Origin of the sequence: Azospirillum brasilense (assembly GCF_008365405.1) — a bacterium.
Taxonomy (GTDB): Bacteria; Pseudomonadota; Alphaproteobacteria; order Azospirillales; family Azospirillaceae; genus Azospirillum; species Azospirillum brasilense_D.
In genome coordinates, this window is record NZ_QOKV01000003.1 from 335,336 (window position 1) to 355,963 (window position 20,628).

The 20,628-nt window shown below is 69.3% G+C and carries 21 protein-coding genes; 4 read left to right on the forward strand and 17 right to left on the reverse strand.

What is annotated here, in order from left to right:
- The first annotated feature begins 73 nt into the window (after positions 1 to 73).
- Complete coding sequence (locus DS837_RS08350; protein ID WP_149164307.1) at positions 74 to 757, forward strand: TetR/AcrR family transcriptional regulator; 684 nt, start codon at positions 74 to 76, stop codon at positions 755 to 757.
- A 6-nt stretch (positions 758 to 763) separates the two neighbouring features.
- Here the strand turns inward: DS837_RS08350 and rarD are convergent, their stop codons facing one another.
- The 7 genes from rarD to DS837_RS08385 all read right to left on the reverse strand — a co-directional run bounded on the left by rarD (position 764) and on the right by DS837_RS08385 (position 7,433).
- A complete protein-coding gene (gene rarD, locus DS837_RS08355; protein ID WP_149164308.1) occupies positions 764 to 1,771 on the reverse strand; it encodes an EamA family transporter RarD in 1,008 nt (335 codons plus the stop codon).
- Positions 1,772 to 1,871: 100 nt separating this feature from the next.
- Positions 1,872 to 2,306 (reverse strand): hypothetical protein, encoded by a 435-nt coding sequence (locus DS837_RS08360; RefSeq protein WP_149164309.1) that lies wholly within the window; start codon positions 2,304 to 2,306, stop codon positions 1,872 to 1,874.
- A 153-nt stretch (positions 2,307 to 2,459) separates the two neighbouring features.
- On the reverse strand, positions 2,460 to 2,801 hold the full coding sequence (grxD, locus tag DS837_RS08365) for a Grx4 family monothiol glutaredoxin (protein WP_014239508.1): 342 nt from the start codon (positions 2,799 to 2,801) through the stop codon (positions 2,460 to 2,462).
- Positions 2,802 to 2,862: 61 nt separating this feature from the next.
- Positions 2,863 to 3,102: a BolA family protein gene (locus DS837_RS08370; RefSeq protein ID WP_035671673.1), complete on the reverse strand. Its 240-nt coding sequence runs from the start codon at positions 3,100 to 3,102 to the stop codon at positions 2,863 to 2,865.
- Positions 3,103 to 3,402: 300 nt separating this feature from the next.
- Entirely contained in the window at positions 3,403 to 5,583 is a 2,181-nt protein-coding gene (purL, locus tag DS837_RS08375; protein ID WP_149164347.1) for a phosphoribosylformylglycinamidine synthase subunit PurL, read from the reverse strand.
- A gap of 32 nt (positions 5,584 to 5,615) precedes the next feature.
- Complete coding sequence (gene purQ / locus DS837_RS08380; RefSeq protein ID WP_149164310.1) at positions 5,616 to 6,305, reverse strand: phosphoribosylformylglycinamidine synthase subunit PurQ; 690 nt, start codon at positions 6,303 to 6,305, stop codon at positions 5,616 to 5,618.
- Between the two features lie 198 nt (positions 6,306 to 6,503).
- Positions 6,504 to 7,433: a LysR substrate-binding domain-containing protein gene (locus DS837_RS08385; RefSeq protein WP_149164311.1), complete on the reverse strand. Its 930-nt coding sequence runs from the start codon at positions 7,431 to 7,433 to the stop codon at positions 6,504 to 6,506.
- Positions 7,434 to 7,534: 101 nt separating this feature from the next.
- Here DS837_RS08385 and DS837_RS08390 point away from each other — a divergent pair, with 101 nt between their 5' ends.
- On the forward strand, positions 7,535 to 8,710 hold the full coding sequence (locus DS837_RS08390; protein ID WP_149164312.1) for an MFS transporter: 1,176 nt from the start codon (positions 7,535 to 7,537) through the stop codon (positions 8,708 to 8,710).
- 17 nt (positions 8,711 to 8,727) lie between these two features.
- On the opposite strand, the gene DS837_RS08395 is transcribed toward DS837_RS08390, so the two are convergent.
- The 5 genes from DS837_RS08395 to DS837_RS08415 all read right to left on the reverse strand — a co-directional run bounded on the left by DS837_RS08395 (position 8,728) and on the right by DS837_RS08415 (position 12,079).
- Positions 8,728 to 9,417: an MOSC domain-containing protein gene (locus DS837_RS08395; RefSeq protein WP_149164313.1), complete on the reverse strand. Its 690-nt coding sequence runs from the start codon at positions 9,415 to 9,417 to the stop codon at positions 8,728 to 8,730.
- Entirely contained in the window at positions 9,414 to 10,049 is a 636-nt protein-coding gene (locus tag DS837_RS08400; RefSeq protein ID WP_149164314.1) for a DNA-3-methyladenine glycosylase family protein, read from the reverse strand. Before DS837_RS08400 ends, DS837_RS08395 begins: the two co-directional genes overlap by 4 nt.
- A 77-nt stretch (positions 10,050 to 10,126) precedes the next feature.
- On the reverse strand, positions 10,127 to 10,369 hold the full coding sequence (gene purS, locus DS837_RS08405) for a phosphoribosylformylglycinamidine synthase subunit PurS (RefSeq protein WP_038529315.1): 243 nt from the start codon (positions 10,367 to 10,369) through the stop codon (positions 10,127 to 10,129).
- A 48-nt stretch (positions 10,370 to 10,417) separates the two neighbouring features.
- Positions 10,418 to 11,182, reverse strand: a complete 765-nt coding sequence (gene purC, locus DS837_RS08410; protein WP_014239519.1) for a phosphoribosylaminoimidazolesuccinocarboxamide synthase — start codon at positions 11,180 to 11,182, stop codon at positions 10,418 to 10,420.
- A 117-nt stretch (positions 11,183 to 11,299) separates the two neighbouring features.
- Positions 11,300 to 12,079, reverse strand: coding sequence for an NRDE family protein (locus DS837_RS08415; protein ID WP_149164315.1), 780 nt, complete (start codon positions 12,077 to 12,079; stop codon positions 11,300 to 11,302).
- A 152-nt stretch (positions 12,080 to 12,231) separates the two neighbouring features.
- Here DS837_RS08415 and DS837_RS08420 point away from each other — a divergent pair, with 152 nt between their 5' ends.
- The gene (locus DS837_RS08420) at positions 12,232 to 12,552 is read left to right on the forward strand and encodes a DUF1476 domain-containing protein (protein ID WP_149164316.1); all 321 of its coding nucleotides are present in this window, start codon (positions 12,232 to 12,234) and stop codon (positions 12,550 to 12,552) included.
- A gap of 138 nt (positions 12,553 to 12,690) precedes the next feature.
- Here DS837_RS08420 and purB read toward each other — a convergent pair whose 3' ends face one another.
- The gene (gene purB, locus DS837_RS08425; RefSeq protein WP_149164317.1) at positions 12,691 to 13,986 is read right to left on the reverse strand and encodes an adenylosuccinate lyase; all 1,296 of its coding nucleotides are present in this window, start codon (positions 13,984 to 13,986) and stop codon (positions 12,691 to 12,693) included.
- Between the two features lie 335 nt (positions 13,987 to 14,321).
- Between purB and DS837_RS08430 the strand changes: the two genes are divergently transcribed.
- A complete protein-coding gene (locus tag DS837_RS08430) occupies positions 14,322 to 17,570 on the forward strand; it encodes a bifunctional diguanylate cyclase/phosphodiesterase (RefSeq protein ID WP_149164318.1) in 3,249 nt (1,082 codons plus the stop codon).
- Between the two features lie 25 nt (positions 17,571 to 17,595).
- On the opposite strand, the gene DS837_RS08435 is transcribed toward DS837_RS08430, so the two are convergent.
- From DS837_RS08435 to sfsA, 4 genes are all read right to left on the reverse strand, one after another.
- Positions 17,596 to 18,021, reverse strand: a complete 426-nt coding sequence (locus tag DS837_RS08435; protein WP_149164319.1) for a tellurite resistance TerB family protein — start codon at positions 18,019 to 18,021, stop codon at positions 17,596 to 17,598.
- An 84-nt stretch (positions 18,022 to 18,105) separates the two neighbouring features.
- Positions 18,106 to 18,897 (reverse strand): RadC family protein, encoded by a 792-nt coding sequence (gene radC, locus DS837_RS08440; RefSeq protein ID WP_149164320.1) that lies wholly within the window; start codon positions 18,895 to 18,897, stop codon positions 18,106 to 18,108.
- 72 nt (positions 18,898 to 18,969) lie between these two features.
- Entirely contained in the window at positions 18,970 to 19,740 is a 771-nt protein-coding gene (map, locus tag DS837_RS08445) for a type I methionyl aminopeptidase (protein ID WP_425599238.1), read from the reverse strand.
- A gap of 134 nt (positions 19,741 to 19,874) precedes the next feature.
- The gene (gene sfsA, locus DS837_RS08450; RefSeq protein ID WP_149164321.1) at positions 19,875 to 20,618 is read right to left on the reverse strand and encodes a DNA/RNA nuclease SfsA; all 744 of its coding nucleotides are present in this window, start codon (positions 20,616 to 20,618) and stop codon (positions 19,875 to 19,877) included.
- Positions 20,619 to 20,628 lie beyond the last annotated feature (10 nt).

Here is a 20,628-nt window from a genome sequence, read left to right on the forward strand (position 1 = left end):
CAAGTATGCACGCGCATACCTATTATCATTTCAGCCGCCGCACGGATCGGCGGCCAGTGAGAGGGCCTGCATCGTGGACAAGACCGACACCCCGGCGACCGCCCCGGCTGTTGACCCAGAGATTGACGGTGGCTGTTGCGCCGCTGGACCCGACGCGCCCGCGCGCAAGCGCGACCGTGAGGCGACCAAGGGCGTCCTTCTGGACGCGGCCAAGATGGTGTTCGCCGAGCGCGGCTTCGACGCCGCGACCACGCGCGACATCGCCGGCCGCGCCGGCGTGAACGAGCAGTTGATCCAGCGTTACTTCTCGGGCAAGGCCGGCCTGCTGCTCGCCGTCGTGGAACGCTACGGGCGCGAGGAGGGGAGCGGCTGCGCCATGCCGCCGCCGGGCGACGATCTGGAGGAGGATCTGGCGGCCTTCCTGCTGCACCAGCTCCGCCACGCCTGGAAGTGCCGCGACTTCACGCGGGTGATGCTGGCTCGCGCGCTGGTCGACCCGGACATAGCGAACGAGATGGCGCGCACCCTGTCGGAAAGCCGGATCCCCTGCCTGCTCAGCCGGCTGGAGATCTTCCGCGAGCGCGGGGCCATCACGGCCGACGCCGATCTCGCCCATGTTGCGGCGGGCATTGCCACGCTCAGCTTCGGGCTGGGCTTCCTCGATCAGGTGGTGTTCGGGCGCTGCCCGGATCGCGTCAACGAGGTGGTGCGGACGCTCGCCCACACCATGGCCCACGGTCTCGCGCCGCGGGCCTGAACCACCTCAATCGGCGCGGCAGGCGGCGGCGCGGGCCTGCTCGGCCCGGTTCTGCTCGGCCCGGCTGTGTTCAGCGCGGGCCTCGGCGCGGGCGGCCCGGTGGGTGAACAGCGCGTCCGCCGAATAGAGCGCCAGGGCCACCCAGATGCAGCCGAAGGCCACCAGGTGCGAGGAGGTGAAGGCCTCGCCATAGACCGCGACACCCAGCAGGAGCTGCCCGGTCGGGCTGATGTATTGCAGGATGCCGATGGTCGACAGCTTCAGCCGGGCGGCGCCGACCATGAACAGCACCAGCGGGATGGCGGTCACCGGGCCGGTCAGGATGATCAGCAGGTCGGTGCCCAGGCCGTGCGCGCCGAAACTCCCCAGCCCCTGGGCGTTCAGCCACAGCAGATAGGCGATGGCCGGCGGCACCAGCAGCACCGTTTCCACCAGCAGCCCGATCAGCGGGTCGATGGCCGCCTTCTTGCGCACCAGAGCGTAAACGCCGAAGCTCAAGGCCAGCGACAGCGCCACCCAGGGAACCTCCCCATAGGACAGGACGAGGCTCAGGACGCCCGCCGCCGCGATCAGCACGGCGATGCCCTGCCGCTTCGACAGCCGCTCCTGAAGGAAGGCGATGCCCAGCAGGACGTTGATGATGGGGTTGATGTAATAGCCGAGACTCGATTGGACCATATGGCCGTTGTTCACGGCCCAGATGAAGATGGTCCAGTTGCTGCCGATCAGCGCGGTCGTCACCAGGAAGATGCCGAGGCGCCGCCAGCTTCCCACCCCGCGCACGATGCCGGACAGGCCGCGCGTCGGCACCAGCCACAGCCCGACCAGCACCACCGTCCACAGCACCCGGTGGGCGACGACCTCCACCGCCCCGACGTTGCCGAGCTGCTTGAAGAAGACCGGCGCCAGCCCACCCCAGATCAGGAAGGCGGTCAGGGCGGCGGCGAAGCCCAGGGTGGCGGGGTTGCGCCCGTCGGCCTGCGGCAACAAGGAGGGGGAGGGAGTCTGGGCCATGACTCCCCTTTACCATGCCCAAGAAATGGGCGATAGGAACGCCCCCTCATGCCCGCACTGCGCGCCGGGAATGCCGCAGTTCCCGCGGGGGTTTTCCCGCTCAGCCCCCTCCGCCGCCTGCGGTGCCGCCTCCGCTTCCGCTGCCGGTGGGGGCTCCGCTCCGCGGCATCGCACCGGACGACCCCGACGAGCCCCGGCCGATCGGGACGTTGGTACCGACACCCTCATTGCGGACCAGGGTGCGGGCCTCGCGCAGCCGGTCCACGCAGCCGTCCGGGTCGCCCTTGCCGGCGGCGGACCGCGCCTCGCCCAGCAGGCCGCGCAGCCGGTCCTTCTGCTCACCGGTCAGGGCGGTGTGGTTGCGCCCGCCGGCCACCACCTTGTCGCCCAGGAACAGGTCGGAGAAGCGGGACACCTCGTCCCGGCAGGCGGTCAGCCGCTCCTGCTTGGGCACCGTTCCGTCCTGGCTCTGCGCCAGAGCGGGAAGAGCCATCAGAGCCAGCAGCGCCGCCGCTGGAAACACGCGCCTGTCCATGACCGGGCCTCCTTGTCCGTGTCTTCTCCGTGCCGACACCTCCGCGGAATCGTCGATGGGAAAACAAGGGTGGCCCGCTGCCTGTTCCGCCAAAGGAAAAGGGCCCCGCGGTGGCGGAGCCCTTTGTCACACGTCTGCGGCGCGGATGGCCGATCAGGCGTTGGCGCCCGTCGCGACGCCCTTGTCGGCCAGCAGCGACTGCAGCTCGCCCGACTCGTACATCTCGCGCACGATGTCGCAGCCGCCGACCAGCTCGCCCTTGACGTAGAGCTGCGGGAAGGTCGGCCAGTTCGAGTAGTCCTTCAGCCCCTGGCGCAGGCCCGGGTCCTCCAGGATGTTGATGCCCTTGAACTTCACGCCGACGGTGCTCAGCACCTGGACGACGGCGGCGGAGAAGCCGCACTGCGGGAAGACGGGCGTGCCCTTCATGTACAGCACGACATCGTTGCCCTTGATGTCCTGCTCGATGCGATCCTTGACGTTCTGGTCAACCATGTCTCTTGGCCTTCTTACGATGTGGTCGTGTCTTGCGGGGGTGTCTTGCGGGGACGCCGTCCTACACGCCTTCCGGCACGGCGGTGGTCAGGGCCAGGGCGTGCAGCTCCCCGCCCATCCGGCCCTGGAGGGCGGCGTAGACCATCTGGTGCTGCTGCACGCGCGACTTGCCCTTGAAGGCGGCGGAGGTCACCAGCGCGGCGTAATGGTCGCCGTCGCCGCGCAGGTCGGCGATCTCCACCGTCGCGTCCGGGATGCCTTCCCTGATGAGCTTCTCGATCACCGCGGCTTCCATCGCCATGGCCGTCATCCTGTTCCGTCAAACCCTGCCCATGCGGGCGCTGCCCGTATAATTAGGCGGAGCGGCGGGGTTTGTCACCGGAGAAGCGACGACATTCCGCGGTGCGAAGCACTCGCCCCCTCCCTAGCCCTCCCCCGCTTACGCAGGGGAGGGGACCAAATTCCCTCTCCTGCGAAGCGGGGGAGGGAAGGGGCCCGCGGCGTGAGCCGTGGGAAGGGTGGGGGCAACACCGACGCTCTAAAACGAAAAGGCCGGGCGTCGGCCCGGCCTTCCGTTCCTCAAGCCCTCAACCGCGTCCGCTTACTCGGCGGCGGCCATGTAGCCGGGCAGCCAGGCCTCGTTGGCCTTCTTCAGGCGGGCGATGGTGATCGCCTCGCCGCTGCGGCCGGTCAGGGCCGTGCCGTTGGTCTTGCCGAGCACGCTCACCGGCACGCCGGCGGCCTTGGCCTTCTCCTGCACCGCGGCAGCCTTGTCGGCGCGGACGGCCAGGACATAGCGGCCCTGGTCCTCGCCGAACAGGGTGCCGGCGTCGGCGCCGTCGAGGCCCGACAGGTTGGCGCCGATGCCGCCGGCCATGGCCATCTCGGCCACGGTGACCAGCAGGCCGCCGTCCTGGATGTCGTGGCTCGACACCACCAGACCCTCGGCGATCAGGCCGCGGACGAATTCGCCGTTGCGGCGCTCCACCGCCAGATCGACCGGCGGCGGCGGACCCTCCTCGCGGCCCAGGATCTCCCGCAGGTAGAGCGACTGGCCGAGATGGCCGGTGCCCTCGCCGACGAGCAGGATGGTGTCGCCCTCGTTCCTGAAGGCGATGCCGACGGCGATCATGGCGTCCGGCAGCAGGCCGACGGCGCCGATGGCCGGGGTCGGCAGGATCGCCTCGCCGTTGGTCTCGTTGTAGAGCGACACGTTGCCCGACACGACCGGGAAGTCCAGCGCGCGGCAGGCGTCGGCCATGCCCTGGATGGCGCCGACGAACTGACCCATGATCCGCGGCTTCTCGGGGTTGCCGAAGTTCATGTTGTCGGTGACGGCCAGCGGCAGGGCGCCGACGGCGGACAGGTTGCGGTAGGCCTCGGCCACCGCCTGGGCGCCGCCGCGCACCGGGTCGGCGAGGCAATAGCGCGGGGTGCAGTCGGTGGTGACCGCGATGCCCTTGCTCTGGCCGGGCAGCCGCACCACGCCCGCGTCGGCCTGACCGGACATGAAGCGGGTGTCGCCGTTCACGAGGCTGTCATACTGCTCCCAGATCCAGCGCTTGGACGCCTGATCGGGGCAGGACATGATTTTTTCCAGGACGTCGCCCAGCGACTTGTCGGCCGGCAGGGCGCGCACGGCGTCCTCCAGCTCCGCGGCGGCCGGGGTCGGCTCCCACGGGCGGTCGTAGAGCGGCGAGGCGTTGGACACCGGCGCGATCGGCATGTCGCACCAGGTCTGGCCGTGCATCTTGATGACCAGCTTGCCGGTGTCGGTCAGCGTGCCGATCACGGCGAAGTCCAGCTCCCACTTGTCGAAGATCGCCTTGGCGACCTCCTCGCGGCCGGGCTTCAGGATGATCAGCATGCGCTCCTGGCTTTCGGAGAGCATGATCTCGTAGGGGGTCATCCCCTCCTCGCGCATCGGCACGTCGTCGAGCACCAGCTCGATGCCGAGCCCGCCCTTGCCGGCCATCTCGACCGACGAGGAGGTGAGACCGGCGGCGCCCATGTCCTGGATGGCGACGATGGCGTCCGTCTCCATCAGCTCCAGGCAGGCCTCGATCAGCAGCTTCTCGGTGAAGGGGTCGCCGACCTGCACGGTCGGGCGCTTCTCCTCCGAATCCTCGCTGAACTCGGCCGACGCCATGGTGGCGCCGTGGATGCCGTCGCGGCCCGTCTTGGAGCCGACATAGACCACCGGGTTGCCGATGCCGGCAGCCGCCGAATAGAAGATCCGGTCGGCCTTGGCCACGCCCACGGTCATCGCGTTGACCAGGATGTTGCCGTTGTAGGCCGGGTGGAAGTTGGTCTCGCCGCCGATCGTCGGCACGCCGACGCAGTTGCCGTAATGGGCGATGCCGGCCACCACGCCCGACACCAGATGGCGGGTCTTGGGATGCTCGGGCGCGCCGAAGCGCAGCGCGTTCATGTTGGCGATGGGCCGGGCGCCCATGGTGAACACGTCGCGCAGGATGCCGCCCACGCCCGTCGCCGCACCCTGGAAGGGCTCGATGTAGGACGGGTGGTTGTGGCTCTCCATCTTGAAGATGATGGCGTCGCCGTCGCCGGCATCGACCACGCCGGCGTTCTCGCCGGGGCCGCAGATGACCTGCGGGCCGGTGGTCGGCAGCGTCATCAGCCACTTCTTCGACGACTTGTAGGAGCAATGCTCCGACCACATCACCGAGATGATGCCCAGCTCCGTGTAGGTCGGCTGGCGCCCCAGGATCTCCAGGGCGTTGTTGTATTCCCCTTCGGACAGGCCGAACTCGCGGGCCATTTCCAGGGAGACTGCGGGCTGCTGCGCGGTGGTCACGACAGGGCCTCCACCAGACCATCGAACATGGGCTTGCCGTCGGTGTTGCCATGGAAGGCGGACACCGCGTCCTCGGGGTGCGGCATCAGGCCGAGCACGGTGCGCTTGGCGTTGAAAATGCCGGCGATGCCGTCCAGCGAACCGTTCGGATTCCACAGCGGATCGTCGCGGCCCTCGTCGCTGACGTAGCGGAAGGCCACCTGGCCCTCGCCGTCCAGCCGCTTCACCATTTCCGCGTCGGTCCAGTAGTTGCCGTCGCCGTGCGCCACGGGATAACGGACGATCTGGCCCTTGCGGTACTTGGCCGTGAAGGGGCTGTCCGTGTTCTCCACCCGCAGATGCACGGTGCGGCAGATGAACTTCAGCTTGGCGTTGCGCATCAGCGCGCCGGGCAGCAGCCCCGCCTCGGTGATGATCTGGAAGCCGTTGCAGATGCCGAGCACCCGCACGCCCTGATCGGCCCGCGCCTTGACCTCGCGCATGATCGGCGAGTGCGCCGCCATGGCGCCGGAGCGCAGATAGTCGCCATAGGAGAAGCCGCCCGGCACGAGGATGAGATCGACCTTGGGCAGTTCGGTGTCGCGGTGCCAGACCAGATGCGGCTTGGTTCCGCTGGCGGCCTCCAGCGCGGCGACGGCGTCGCGTTCGCGGTTGGAGCCGGGGAAAACGATGACGGCGGCCTTCATGGGGCTTGGAAAATCCGGCGTCGTGGGGGGAACGGTTCGAGGCCGGACACTAAAGGCCCCGCCCCGCCAAAGCAAGGGCGAGGACCCGTTCCGCAAAGGGAAACCCCTCTCCCGCCCCGGGAGAGGGAGGGGCCCGCCGCTTGCGGCGGGAGGGTGAGGGTCCGGCAACGGGCGGGCGCATCGACCTTCGCAGGACCCTCACCCGCCCGCTGCGCGGGCACCCTCTCCCGGGGCGGGAGAGGGATTGCCGGACGTCATGGCCTGTTCGCGCAGCCAGTCGGGGAAGGCCGGCGCCTCGGTGTGGCCGCGCTGGCGGCTTTCCAGCAGGTAGTAATGGCCGGACACCACTCCCTCGGCCCCCAGCGGGGCGGTCAGCCGGCCGGTTTCCAGCGGGCGTTCCACGAACAGCCGCGGCACGATGGCGACGCCCAGCCCGTCCTCCGCCGCCTGGATGGCGAAGTAGGTGTGGTCGACCTCCATCCGGTTGCGGAAGGCGTCCAGTTCCAGCCCGTGGGCCGTGCTCCAGGCCGGCAGCAGGTCGGCGCGGGCGCGGATGGTGATGACCGTCCGCCGGGTCAGGTCGGCGGGGCTGCGCAGCGTCTCCAGCCCCGGCAGGGACGGGCTGCACACCGGCACGCAATGCTCGCGCATCAGGGGCAGCGGCTTCAGCCCGGCGAAATGGGCGGGGTCGCGGCGGATGGCGTAGTCGAAGGGACGGCCGATGTCGATCGGGCCGGGGGCGGTGGACAGCGACACCGCCAGCTCCGGGAAGCGCTGCTGGAACAAGGGCAGGCGCGGCAGCAGCCAGTGCATGGCGAAGGTCGGGATGCAGTCCACCCGCAGCGTCCGCCGCCCGTCGCCGTCGAGCAGCGTGTCGGTCGCCTGCTGGATCTCGGTGAACAGGTCGGCGATGCGGGTGAAGTAGCGCGCCCCGGCCTCGGTCAGCCGGACCTGCCGCTGGCTGCGGTCGAACAAAGGGATGCCGAGGAAGAGTTCCAGGCTGCGGATCTGCCGGCTGACCGCGCCGGGGGTGACGTTCAACTCCTCCGCGGCGAGGCGGAAGCTGGAATGGCGGGCGGCGGCGACGAAGGCCCGCAGGGCGTTCAGCGGAGGAAGGCGGGACGGCATCCGTTGAGTTTTTCTCACCGGTCGACGGAAGACAAGTCGTTTGTCGGTGTCCGACCGGCTGGCTAGGGTGCCTGCCGCTTTCCGTGGTCCCCTGGTCCGTCATGTCGCACATCACCCGCCGGCTGGTCTGGTTCCTTGGCGTCTCGCAGCTGCTGTGCTGGGGGATTTCCTATTACCTGATCGCCATCTTCGGGAATCCCATGGCCGCCGACCTGGGCTTCAGCCTGCCGGTGGCCTTCGGCGGCTTCACGGCGGCGCTGCTGGTCATGGGGGTGGTGTCGGGCAGCGTCGGGCGGGCCATCGACCGCTGGGGCGGGCGCCCGGTGATGGTCATCGGCTCGCTGCTGACGGCGGCGGGCTGCCTGGGGCTGGCCTCCTCCACCGGGCTGGTGAGCTATTACGCCTCCTGGCTGGTGCTCGGGCTGGCGATGCGGGCGAGCCTGTACGAAGCGGCCTTCGCCGCCCTGGCCCGGCTGGGCGGCCCGCTGGCGCGGGTGCCGATCTCGCAGATCACCCTGCTGGGCGGGCTGGCCTCCACCGTGCTGTGGCCGGTGGGGCAGGCGATGGCCGACGCCTGGGGCTGGCGCGGCGCCCTGGTCGCCTACGCCGTCATCGCGCTTCTGACGATCCCTCTGCACGCGGCCATCCCGTCCGACCGCTACGTGCGCCCGCCGGTGCCGGCCGGGACGGAGCCCGCCGGACCCGCGGACCCGCGGCGGCGGCGCTGGGTGGCGCCTGTGTTCTACATGGTGATGACCACGGCGGTCGGGGTGCTGACCTCGGCGATGTCGGCGCACATGATCGGCATCCTGGTCGGGCTGGGGGCGGCGCCCGCGGCGGCGGTGTGGATTTCCACGGTGCGCGGCGTCGGCCAGTCCTCGGCCCGGCTGTGCGAGGTGCTGTCCGGCGGCCGCCTGCATCCCGCCTCCCTGGCGCTGATCGCCTGCGGCCTGCCGCTGCCCGGCTTCCTGATCGGCTTGTGGAGCGGCGAGACGCTGGCCGCCGGGGTCGCCTTCTCCCTGCTGTTCGGGGCGGGGGCCGGGCTGGCGACGATCGTGCGCGGCACGCTGCCGCTGGTGCTGTTCGATCCGCAGAGCTACGGCCGGACGGTCGGGCGGCTGCTGGTGCCGAGCTTCTACGCGGCCGCGCTGGCGCCGATGGGCTACGCGGTCATCATCGAGCGGGCGGGGGAGGCGGCGGCGCTTCTGCTGTCCGCCGTCCTGGCGCTGGTGGCGGTGGGCGCGGCGGGGGTGCTGTGGGCGACCGCCCGCCGCTGATCCTCGAACGGCGTCGGTCAGTCGCCGCCGTTCAGGCGCTTGGTCCAGTCCTCGACGCCCTGGGTCAGCCGGCGTTCGGCCAGCGTCCGCCACGTCTGGGCCAGCACCGGCAGCGCGGCCATCTCCGCCAGGGCGTCACGATTCTGCGTGTCCACGTAGAGGACGTGCAGCAGCCGGGCGAGCGTCCAGTGCGGGTAGGGCCGCTCGACCAGGGTCAGCCGGTCGCCGGGACCGATCCGGCCGGGTTCCGGCACGCGATAGTACCAGCCGGTGCGCCCGGTGGTCTGGACGCGCTTGGCCATGTCGGGCACGGCGAAGCGGTGGTTGAGCTTCCAGCAGGGCTGGCGGGCCTGGGCGACCTCCAGCAGGGCGGTGCCGGCGCGGAAGCGGTCGCCGACGCAGACGTCGGCCTCGGTCAGGCCCAGCGTGGCGAGGTTCTCGCCGAAGGCGCCGGGCTGGCCGAGCAGCGGCACGTCCCCGCCCAGCTCGTCCCGCCACGCCGGGTGGTGGTCCAGCGGGTAATGGTGGATGGCCTTGTCCGGCCCGCCATGGACGCGGCGGTCGGCCTGCTCGTCGTCCAGGAAGCCTTCGGGGCCGACCGCGCGCGGGCCGTCCACCGGGGACTTGGCGATGGCGCTGGTCCGCCCCGGCGGGCCGAAGGCGGCGACCTTGCCGACGAGAACGGCGGTGATGGTGGTCTCGGTCACGGTGTCTTCTTCCCTTTGGGCGGCTTCGAGGCTCTGGCCTGCTCCTGCAGGGCCACGTAATGGTGCCAGACGAGCTGGGCGGCGAGGCTGCGGTGCGGGCGCCAGGGCTCGGCGACGGCCAGAAGCTGCGCCTGGGTCGGCTTGTCCGCCCAGCCCTTCAGCCGCTGCACGCCCAGCTGGATGGCCAGATCGCCCACCGGCCAGATGTCCGGCCGGCCGAGCGCCATCATCAGGTAGATCTCGGCGGTCCAGCGCCCGATGCCCTTCAGCGCGATCAGGGCGGCGATGGCCTCCTCGTCGTCCATCCGGTGAATGGCGTCGAAATCGAGTTGGCCGTCCGCGACGGTCCGGGCCAGCCCGCGGGCGTAGCCGATCTTCTGGCGCGACAGGCCGCAGGCCCGCAGATCCTCGTCCGGCAGGGCCAGGATGGCGTCGGGCGTCACCGCCCCGACCATGGCCTGGAGCTTGGCCCACAGCGCCGCGGCGACCGTGGTGGAGAGCTGCTGCTCGATGATCAGGCAGAGCAGGCCGGAAAAGCCGTCCGGGCGGCGGAAGTCGCGCACCGTCGGGCCGCCGACGCGCAGGGACTCGGCGAAGATGGGATCGAGCGCGGAGAGATGGTCGATGGACATGGCCGAACGAAAATGGGGGATGCGCAGCGGTTGCGCATCCCCCATTTTCCGACAGGCAGGATTGAGCGAGGACGGCCTCAGGCCACCAGCTCGATCGCGTAGTCTTCGATCACGGTGTTGGCCAGCAGCTTGGTGCACATGGCCTCGACCTCCTTGCGGGCGGCGGCCTCGTCGGTGCTCTTGAGCTGAAGCTCGATGACCTTGCCGGCGCGGACGTCCTCGACGCCGTCGAAGCCCAGCGTGTGCAGCGCGTGCGCGATGGCCTTGCCCTGGGGGTCGAGAACGCCGCGCTTGAGGGTGACGTGAACCTTCGCCTTCATCGGATGTCCGCTCGCTTGATGGTGCTGATGGGGTGGGGAAAAAACTGATTACTGGACCGTCTTGGGACCCTTGACGTCCACCGGGCCGCCTTCGGGCAGGATGCCGAGGCGCCGGGCGACCTCCTGGTAGGCCTCCTCGACCTGACCGAGATCCTGGCGGAAACGGTCCTTGTCCAGCTTCTCGTTGGTCTTGATGTCCCACAGGCGGCAGTTGTCGGGGCTGATCTCGTCGGCCAGGACGATGCGCATCTCCTCGTTCTCCCACAGCCGGCCGAACTCCAGCTTGAAGTCCACCAGCCGCAGGCCGATGCCGAGGAAGAGGCCCGACAGGTAGTCGTTCACGCGGAGCGACAGCGCCACCATGTCGTCGAGGTCCTGCGGAGCCGCCCAGCCGAAGGCCGTGATGTGCTCCTCGGTGACCATGGGATTGTTCAGCTCGTCGGACTTGTAATAATACTCGATGATCGAGCGCGGCAGCGGGGTCCCCTCGGGGATGCCGAAGCGCTTGGACAGCGAGCCGGCGGCGGTGTTGCGCACGACCAGCTCGATGGGGATGATCTCGACCTCGCGAACCAGCTGCTCGCGCATGTTCAGGCGGCGCACGAAGTGCGTCGGCACGCCGATTTCCGACAAACGGCTCATCAGGTATTCGGAGATGCGGTTGTTCAGCACCCCCTTGCCGGTGATGATGCCCTTCTTCTGGTTGTTGAAGGCGGTCGCGTCGTCCTTGAAGTACTGCACCAGCGTGCCCGGCTCCGGACCTTCGAACAGGACCTTCGCCTTGCCTTCGTAGATGCGCCGACGTCGTGTCATGAGAGATCGTCCAAAAACGTGTAGCCCGGGCCGATGGGTGACCGGTCCAGGGGATATGCACGAGTGATATAGCAAGCTGGCCCTGGGAACACAATGCGCGGGGTCCGCCACCGTTCCCTACCCGAAGGAGACGGGCTGCCACGGCGCTTCGTGCGGCCGGCCGGGGGCGAAGTGCCAGACCGGGTCGAGGTCCGGGCGCTCCACGGAGGGCAGGGCGATCAGCGCGCTCGACACCGTGCCGAATCCGGTCGGCAGCAGGAAGTTCATCGCCCCGCGCTCGCCCCGCCCGCCGTCGTCCCAGATTCGGCTCGCCAGCAATTCCGGCCAGCCGCCCCACCGGTCGCCGGCCTCGCCCCGCTCCGGGTCGGGCGGTGCTGCGTGCTGGAAGAGGGGGAGGTACTGGGCCTGCCGCGGGTCCTCCGCCACGTCGTCCAGGTCGCTGGCGGTGACCATGTGCACGCCGTCGGGGATCTCGATCACCTCCGGACGGTTGCGCGGGGAGGGGCCGCGATGAACCAGCAGCCGGGCGTCGCGGTTGTCGGCGATCAGCAGGTTGAAGGGGCGATAGGCCCGCGTGTCGAGCTGCGCCATGGCCTCCGCCGCCTCCGCCGCATCGGCGAAATCCAGCGCGTCGAGCACCAGTTCGCCGCGGGAGCGCTTGCCGGCCTCCGGCCCCAGCGTGCCCATGCGGTTCAGCACGGCGGCAACGACACCCTCGTCGTTCATGCCCAGCCAGGAGCCGCCGGCCAGCTCGTCCAGCCCGGCGACGACGTTGGGGCGGTCGGGCCAATGGCGCGCCGGCGCCTGCCAGGGCCGTCCGGCCATTTCGTCGCGGTTGGCGCCCAGGATGAGGGGCCATGTTGCGTCCGGTCGTCGCAGGAGGATCACGCTGCACATGGGGAATCTTGCCTTCCGCTTCCCTCTTGGGTATGTCGCCGCACGCCGGATTCGTCGATTGGCCGGTGGGTAGGGGCGATGACGACGCCCGATCCACCGGCTATATAGTCTTGTATCTGGGAGCGCAAAACCAATCCAAGGAGCCGGGTCCCATGACGACCTTCGACGAGCGCGAGAGGGCCTTCGAGAACAAGTTCCAGCACGACCAGGACCTGCTCTTCAGGATTCGCGCGCGCCGCGACCGGCTGGCGGGACTCTGGGCGGCAAGCCTGCTGGGCCTGACCGGGGGCGAGGCCGACGCCTACGTCCGCCAGATCATCGACGCCGACATCGGCGCCACCGGACCGCACGACATCCGCGACCGTCTGGCCGCCGACCTGCACGCCAAGGGCGTGGACATCTCCGACCACCGGGTGGAGAAGGAGCTGGCCCTGCTTCTGGACGTCGCCCGCCAGCAGGTGCACGCGGAGTAAGGGGCTTGCCCCCACCCTGACCCTCCCCCGCTTCGCAGGGGAGGGGATTGAAGTCCCTCCCCTGCGAAGCGGGGGAGGGAAGGGGCCCGCGAAGCGGGAGGGGTGGGGGCCCCGAGGATCATCGAACCCCCCGAACCCTCACTCGCCGAACACGCGCTTGAACACCGTGTCGACGTTCTTCGTGTGGTAGGTCATGTCGAACATCGGGGCCAGCGTCTCGCGGGAGATGTGCTTCACGACGTCGGCGTCCGACGACAGCAGGTCCAGGAAGTTGCCGCCCTTTTCCCACACCTGCATGGCGTTGCGCTGCACCGCCTTGTAGCTGTCCTCGCGGCTCATCCCGGCCTGGGTCAGGGCCAGCAGGACGCGCTGCGAGAAGACCAGGCCGCCCAGGTCGTCCAGGTTCTTCTGCATGCGCTCCGGATAGACCACCAGCTTGTCCATCATGCCGGTCAGGCGGGCCAGCGCGAAGTCCAGCGTCACCGTGGCGTCGGGGCCGAACATGCGCTCGACCGAGCTGTGGGAGATGTCGCGCTCGTGCCACAGGGCGACGTTCTCCAGCGCCGGGACGACGGCGGCGCGGACGATGCGCGCCAGACCCGTCAGGTTCTCCGACAGCACCGGGTTGCGCTTGTGCGGCATCGCCGAGGAGCCCTTCTGGCCCGGATGGAAATACTCCTCCGCCTCGCGCACCTCGGTGCGCTGCAGGTGGCGGATCTCCACGGCCAGATTCTCGATCGACGAGGCGATGACGCCCAGAACCGAGAAGTAGAAGGCGTGGCGGTCGCGCGGAATGACCTGGGTGGACACCGGCTCCGGCGTCAGCCCCATCTTGGCGGCGACGTGCTGCTCGACCCGCGGGTCGATGTTGGCGAAGGTGCCGACCGCGCCCGAGATGGCGCAGGTGGCAATGTCGGCGCGCGCCTGGACCAGACGCTCCCGCCCGCGGGCGAAGGCGGCGTAATGGCCGGCCAGCTTCAGGCCGAAGGTCGTCGGCTCGGCGTGGATGCCGTGGCTGCGCCCGATGGTGACGGTATCCTTGTGTTCGTAGGCGCGGCGCTTCAGCACGGCCAGCAGCTTGTCCATGTCGTCGAGCAGCAGGTCGGCGGCCTGGGTCATCTGCACGGCGAGGCAGGTGTCCAGCACGTCCGACGAGGTCATGCCTTGGTGGACGAAGCGCGCCTCCGGCCCGACATGTTCGGCGAGGTTGGTCAGGAAGGCGATGACATCGTGGCGGGTCTCCCGCTCGATCTCGTCGATGCGGTCGATCTCCCACTTGCCGCGCTCCCACACGGCGGCGGCGGCCTCCTTCGGGATGACCCCCAGCTCCGCCTGCGCGTCGCAGGCGTGCGCCTCGATCTCGAACCAGATGCGGAACCGGTTCTCCGGCTCCCAGATGCGGGACATTTCGGGGCGGGTGTAGCGGGGGATCATCGGACTCTCCGGGGGGTGGCGGACCTGAAGGCTTGGGGGCGGGCGGGGCGTATCGGGACTTTGCAGTGGCGGAAGCCGCCCCCTGTTGCTCGCGCGCGGGACCATAACCGCGCCGGACGGCGCTGCAAAGCCCCTTCGCAGCCTTGATGGACGCGGGGCGCGCGTCATAAGGTTTCCAAGGACGGGCTCGTCTTCTCGGAAAAATCGCAAAGACTGGCAATTGGTCGCGCCGGCCGCTTCACCTTGATCTTGCCGAGCCCCGGCCACGCGCACTAATGATGTGGCATATGCGCCGCGGACGGGCAACGCCGGGCGTGGTTCCAGGAGGGCTTTCGTTGTCCGATCCGATCGCCGAGTTGATGCGCGAGCCGTCCCGGACTTCGGACGAGAGGCGCCTTTACCGTCTGCAGTTCCTGACCTCTCTGTTTCTGGTCGCGGCGGTGGTGGTGGGCTTGGGCGCCTACTTCATCTGGCAACACCGGCTGGATTTCAACGCCGACCTGAAGCAGACCGAAGCCCGCTACCTTGAAGTGCAGCGCCAGACTCTGCAGGAGGAGCTGGAGAACGCGCGCTCCTACCTCGCCTACATGCGGTCGCGCACCGAACCGCTGCTGCGCGCCGAGCTGCGCGCCAAGGTGGACGAGGCCTACGGCATCGCCTGGACCATCTACGAGCGTGAGAAGGAGTATCTGCCCGAGGCGTCGATCCGGCAGTCGATCAAGGAAACCCTGCGGCCGCTGCGCTTCTTCGGCGGGCGCGGCTACTACTTCATCGACGACATGCAGGGCACCTGCGTGCTGCTGCCCACCGACCCGCAGCGGGAGGGCAGCTCGCTGCTCGACAACCGCGACGACCAGGGGCGCCCAATCATGCGCAACCTGATCCGCGCCGTGGACGATCCGGAGATGCAGGGCTTCACCCGCTACCGCTGGTACGCGCCAAGCAACCCGCACAGCATGTCCGACAAGTTCGCCTACGTCCGCCGCTTCGAGCCGTTCAACTGGCTGATCGGCACCGGCGACTATGTCGGGGCGGTGGAGGAGAAGCTCCAGCGCGAGACGCTGGAGCGGCTGCGCGCCCGGCGCTTCGGGGATTCGGGCTTCATCGCCGTTCTGCGCGAGGATGGCGAGGTGCTGCTCTCCCCGACCTCCCCGGCGGCGGAGGGCAGGAACGCCCGCGACCTGCCGTGGGAAACCGAGCGGGGCCTGGTCACCCGCCTGCTGGAGGCCGGGCTGGCGGGCGGCGGGGAGCTGCGCTTCGACTGGGTGCATCCGGTGACCGGGCGCCCGGCGCCGAAACTGTCCTACGCCTCGGCGCCGGACGTCTGGGGGTGGGTGCTGGTCGCCGGCTTCTACGCCGACGACATCGACTCCGTGATGGCGCAGCGGCGGGCCGAGATCAGCGCCGGCATGAAGAAGCGCATCCTGACCACGCTGGCGGTGCTGGCGCTGGCGTTGGGCGCATCGGCCGGGGTGTCCTGGCTGGTCACCGGCTGGGTCCGCCGCATCGTCCGCGGCTACCAGTCCAACATGCGGGAGAGCGACAGCATGCTGCGCGAGCGGGCGCGGCAGCTGTACCTCGCCAATTTCTTCGTGGACCATGTGTCCGAGATCGTCGTGCTGGCGGATGCGGAGCTGCGCATCGCCTACGTCAATCCCTTCGGCTGCACCGCGCTGGGCGCGCCGCTGGCCGGGCTGGCCGGCACCCACGCCGACCTTCTGGAACGTTTCCGCGACGAGGCGACGGAGGCGTCGGCCCATTACGAGACGCTCTACCGCACCCGCGACGGGCGGGCGCTGGAGCTGGAGGTGACGGCCAGCCGCGTCACCTACGAAGGCGACGCCTATTACTGCGCGATCGCCCGCGACATCTCGGAGCGCAAGCGCGCGGAGTGGGAGCTGCGGCTGTCCGCCAAGGTGTTCGACAACGCCGCCGAAGGCATGGTCGTCACCAACGAGAAGAACCGCATCGTCGCGGTCAACGACGCCTTCTGCCGCATCACCGGCTACAGCCGCGAGGAGGTGATCGGCGGCGATCCGGCCATGCTCGCTTCGGGCCGGCAGGACGGCGCCTTCTACGCCGCGATGTGGGTGAAGCTGAAGGAGGAGGGCCACTGGTCCGGCGAGATCTGGAACAAGCGCAAGTCCGGCGAGGTCTATCCGGAGTGGCTCAGCATCCAGATGGTGCGCAACGAGGCGGGGGAGGCCGTCAATTACATCGCCGCCTTCTCCGACATCACCGAGAAGCGCGCCCAGGAGGAGCGCATCCGGCATCTGGCGCAGTACGACTTCCTGACCGACCTGCCCAACCGCTTCCTGCTGCGCGACCGGCTGGAGCGCGCGATGCTCGCCGCCGACCGGCACGGCACGAAGGTGGGGCTGCTGTTCGTTGATCTCGACCGCTTCAAGACCATCAACGACAGTCTGGGGCACGGCGTCGGCGACCGGCTGCTGCGCGCGGTGGGGGCGCGGCTCCTGGAGACGGTGCGGGCCAGCGACACCGTCAGCCGCCAGGGTGGCGACGAGTTCGTCATCCTCGTCAACGATCTGGACGGACCCGACGCGGCCTGCTCGGTGGCCCGTAAGGTGCTGCGCGCGATGGCCGAGTCCTTCCCGGTGGACGGGCACGAGCTGCAAATTTCCCCGTCCATCGGCATCGCGCTCTATCCCGACGACGCGACGACCATCGACGCGCTTCTGAAATGCGCGGACATGGCGATGTACGCCGCCAAGGAGGCGGGGCGCGCCAACCACCAGTTTTTCACGCCGGCGCTGAACAAGCGGGCGTCGGAGCGGATGTGGCTGGAGAGCAACCTGCGCCACGCCCTGGCCGACAACGAGCTGGAACTGCATTTCCAGCCGCAGTTCGCGGTGGACGGCCGCCGTCTGGTGGGGGCGGAGGGCCTGCTGCGCTGGCGGCGCCGCGACGGCACGATGATTCCGCCCGGCCAGTTCATCCCGGTGGCCGAGGACACCGGCCTGATCCAGCCGATCGGCGACTGGGTGCTGGGCGAGGCCTGCCGCCGCGCCGCCGACCTGCTCGCCCGCGGCCATCCGCTTCTCATCGCCATCAACCTGTCGGCGGTGCAACTGCGCCGCCCCGGTCTGGCCGACCGCGTGGCCTTCTGGCTGGACGCCTACAAGGTGCCGGCCCGCTGCCTGGAACTGGAGGTGACGGAAAGCGTCCTGATGGACGAGTCCGACATGGTGACCAACACCTTCGCCCGGCTGCGCGAGATGGGGGTGGCGCTGGCCATCGACGATTTCGGCACCGGCTATTCCAGCCTCAGCTATCTGAAGCGCTTCCGCGTCGACAAGCTGAAGATCGACCGTTCCTTCGTGACCAGCCTGACCGACGGGTCCGACGGCGGGGCCATCGCCGAGGCGATCATCGGCATGGCGCGCTCGCTGCGCATGCAGACCCTGGCCGAGGGGGTGGAGACGGAGGAGCAGTTCGGTGGGCTTGCCCGGCTGGGCTGCGACCAGATCCAGGGCTATCTGCTGGGCCGCCCCATGCCCTACGACGATTTCGTGGCCTTCATCGCCCGTCACGCCGCCCCGGAAGCGGTCGGGGTGGTCGGCTGACGGGCGATGCGCCGCGAGGTCGGGCTTACGCGCCCAGCACGCTGCGGTCGTTCTTGGCGACCAGCGCCTGGAAATAGGGGCCGAGCTTGGCGTCGTCGAGGCCGAAGGCCTGCTGGAAGCGCGCGATCAGGTCACGCTCGCCCTGTTCGGCCTCGCCGTCGGCCATGGCGCTGTCGAGCATGTTCAGCAGGATGCACAGCCGCTGCTGCTCGTTCAGGTTCGGCGTGGCGGCCGCCAGGAAGGCGTCGGGCGGGGTGCTGCGCGCGTATTTGAAGCAGCGGTCCAGCTCCTCCCGCGTGGCGCTGCGGCCCATCACCGACAGCAGGTGGCCGACCTCTTCCGGGTCCAGCTCCCCGTCCGAGCCCATGCAGTAGATCAGCGAGACGACGAGCGTCCGGCGGGGGGTGAGATCCAGCGGCGCCGATCCCTTGAACATGTCGAAAAGGCCCATGGTGTTACCTCTGTGGTCACGAACGCCGCACATATGGGGGCGCCGGTCCGGTCCACAAGATGGGACTGCGGGACAGGGTTGCGGCTACATCAACCCTTGGGCTTTGAAGCTGACATGCTTGCCCTTGCCGACGATGACGTGGTCGTGGACCGCGATGCCCAGGCTGTGGGCGGCGCGCAGGATCTCCTTGGTCATCTCGATGTCGGCGCGGCTGGGGGTGGGGTCGCCGGAGGGGTGGTTGTGCACCAGGATGATGGCGCTGGCCGACAGCTCCAACGCCCGCCGCACCACCTCGCGCGGGTAGACCGGGGTGTGGTCGACGGTGCCGGTCTGCTGCACCTCATCGGCGATCAGCTTGTTCTTGCGGTCGAGGAACAGCAGGCGGAACTGCTCCATCGGCTGGTGCGCCATGGCGGCGGTGCAGTAGTCGAGCAGCGATTGCCAGTTGGCCAGCACGGGGCGGTCCATCACCCGCTGCCGTATCCCGCGCAGCGCCGCCGCCCCGACCGCCCGCAGCGTCGCGACGGCCTTGTCGGAGGCCAGCGAGACCTCCCCCACGCAATAGCCGCGCAGGCGGGGCGGCGGGGCGTTGACGACGCTCCAGATGTCGCCGAAATCACGGATCAGCGCCTTGGCCAGCGGCTTCACGTCGCGGCGCGGGTTTACCGCGAAGAGGATCATCTCCAGCAGTTCGTAATCCTGGAGCGCGTCCGGCCCACCGTCGAGGAAGCGGGTGTAGAGACGCTGGCGGTGGCCCTTGTGATGGGCCTCGTGATGGGCCTCCTCCACGGAGACGTCAGGGGGCGGCTCCAGCCCGGGAAGCCCCTGAGCCTCCTCCGCATCCCCCGGCCGCTTCGCGCTCTTCCGTCCCGCCATCCCGACGCCACCATACGAATGTGTGCGTCGGGACTATACCTCTTTCGCGCGAAAATCACAGCCGCAGGAACATCATACGGCCGCGGTCGCCTCCTCGGCCGGGACGGCGTAGGGGGGCTTGTGGAAGCCGGCGGGGGACAGGGTGAAGATCTCGCAGCCGTCCTTGGTCACGCCGATCGAATGCTCGAACTGGGCGGACAGCGACTTGTCCTTGGTCACCGCGGTCCAGCCGTCGCCGAGGATCTTCACGTCGTAGCGGCCGGCGTTGATCATCGGCTCGATGGTGAAGATCATGCCCTCGCGCAGGACGGCGCCGGTGCCGGGGTTGCCGAAATGCAGGACCGACGGCGGCTCGTGGAAGACGCGGCCCAGCCCGTGGCCGCAAAAGTCGCGGACGACCGAATAGCGGTGGCCTTCGGCGAAGGTCTGGATGGCGTGGCCGATGTCGCCCAGCGTGGCGCCCGGCTTCACCTGGGCGATGCCGATCATCAGCGCGTCGTAGGTGACGTCCACCAGCTTCTTCGCCTTCACGCCGACGTCGCCGCACAGATACATGCGGCTGCTGTCGCCGTACCAGCCGTCCAGGATCGGGGTGACGTCGATGTTCAGGATGTCGCCGTTCTGCAGCCGCTTGTCGCCGGGGATGCCGTGGCAGACCACATGGTTGACGGAAATGCAGTTGGCCTTCGGGAAGCCGCGGTAGCCGAGCGGGGCCGGGACGCCGCCATGGTCGCGGATGTGCTGCTCCAGCAGCCGATCCAGCTCGCCCGTGGTGACGCCCGGCTGGACGTAGGGCGTGATGAAATCGAGCGTGGCCGCGGCCAGCCGTCCGGCCTTGCGCATGCCCTCGAAATCCTCCGGCCCATGAATCCGGATGCGATGGGAATCGAGGTCGTCGTGGTCCAAGAGAGTCGTCCCTTACAGATCAGGTCCCAGGAAAACGCGCCGGCAGGCCCGGCGGCGAACAGAGAGTGCGGTCAATCCGTGCGGATCGGCCCATGCAGGATCGGCAAAGGCCGTTCCAACTCGATCGCCTGCGGGGTGATCCTACAGGACCAGCACACAGCTTCCACCCCCGATTCGAGCGCGAGGCGCAATCCTGCGGCGTAGGCGGGGTCGATGTCGGCGGCGACTCGGAAGTGGGTGCAGTCGGCGCGCTGCACAAGATAGACCATGACCGCCCGCGCGCCCTGGCGGACCATCTCGGCCATCTCCACCAGATGCTTGGCGCCGCGGGCGGTCACGCAGTCGGGGAACTCGGCGGCCCGCCCGTCGCCCCGCGCGGGGCGGCGCAGATGGACATTCTTCACCTCGACATAGGCGGGCGGCCGGGCCTCGTCCTCCAGCAGGATGTCGATGCGGGAATTGCGCCCGTACTTCACCTCGCGGCGCAGCCGGGCGTAGCCGGCCAGCTCCGGGATGGTGCCGGTGGCGATGGCGGCGGCGACCAGCCCATTGGGATGCGACGTGTTGACGCCGACGAGGCAGGGCGCGTCCGGATCGTCCAGCGCCTCGACCAACTCCAGCGTGTGGGCGAGCTTGCGCTTGGGGTTGTCCGATCGCGACAGCCAGACGGCGGAGCCGGGGGCGTCCACCCCGATCATGCTGCCCGAATTCGGCACATGGGCGGTGACCAGGGCGCCGTCGAGGTCCACGTCGGCGAGGAACCGCTTGTAGCGGCGGACGAGGCGGCCTTGCAGGAGGGGGGTGGGGAAGCGCATCTTGGGCCCC

Coding starts and splice junctions, on each gene's coding strand:
- rarD (WP_149164308.1), bottom strand. CDS start 1,771: ATGGCCCAGACTCCCTCCCCCTCCTTGTTGCCGCAGGCCGACGGGCGC.
- DS837_RS08360 (WP_149164309.1), bottom strand. CDS start 2,306: ATGGACAGGCGCGTGTTTCCAGCGGCGGCGCTGCTGGCTCTGATGGCT.
- grxD (WP_014239508.1), bottom strand. CDS start 2,801: ATGGTTGACCAGAACGTCAAGGATCGCATCGAGCAGGACATCAAGGGC.
- DS837_RS08370 (WP_035671673.1), bottom strand. CDS start 3,102: ATGGCGATGGAAGCCGCGGTGATCGAGAAGCTCATCAGGGAAGGCATC.
- purL (WP_149164347.1), bottom strand. CDS start 5,583: ATGGCCCGCGAGTTCGGCCTGTCCGAAGGGGAATACAACAACGCCCTG.
- purQ (WP_149164310.1), bottom strand. CDS start 6,305: ATGAAGGCCGCCGTCATCGTTTTCCCCGGCTCCAACCGCGAACGCGAC.
- DS837_RS08385 (WP_149164311.1), bottom strand. CDS start 7,433: ATGCCGTCCCGCCTTCCTCCGCTGAACGCCCTGCGGGCCTTCGTCGCC.
- DS837_RS08390 (WP_149164312.1), top strand. CDS start 7,535: ATGTCGCACATCACCCGCCGGCTGGTCTGGTTCCTTGGCGTCTCGCAG.
- DS837_RS08400 (WP_149164314.1), bottom strand. CDS start 10,049: ATGTCCATCGACCATCTCTCCGCGCTCGATCCCATCTTCGCCGAGTCC.
- purS (WP_038529315.1), bottom strand. CDS start 10,369: ATGAAGGCGAAGGTTCACGTCACCCTCAAGCGCGGCGTTCTCGACCCC.
- purC (WP_014239519.1), bottom strand. CDS start 11,182: ATGACACGACGTCGGCGCATCTACGAAGGCAAGGCGAAGGTCCTGTTC.
- DS837_RS08415 (WP_149164315.1), bottom strand. CDS start 12,079: ATGTGCAGCGTGATCCTCCTGCGACGACCGGACGCAACATGGCCCCTC.
- DS837_RS08420 (WP_149164316.1), top strand. CDS start 12,232: ATGACGACCTTCGACGAGCGCGAGAGGGCCTTCGAGAACAAGTTCCAG.
- purB (WP_149164317.1), bottom strand. CDS start 13,986: ATGATCCCCCGCTACACCCGCCCCGAAATGTCCCGCATCTGGGAGCCG.
- DS837_RS08435 (WP_149164319.1), bottom strand. CDS start 18,021: ATGGGCCTTTTCGACATGTTCAAGGGATCGGCGCCGCTGGATCTCACC.
- radC (WP_149164320.1), bottom strand. CDS start 18,897: ATGGCGGGACGGAAGAGCGCGAAGCGGCCGGGGGATGCGGAGGAGGCT.
- map (WP_425599238.1), bottom strand. CDS start 19,740: ATGCGCAAGGCCGGACGGCTGGCCGCGGCCACGCTCGATTTCATCACG.
- sfsA (WP_149164321.1), bottom strand. CDS start 20,618: ATGCGCTTCCCCACCCCCCTCCTGCAAGGCCGCCTCGTCCGCCGCTAC.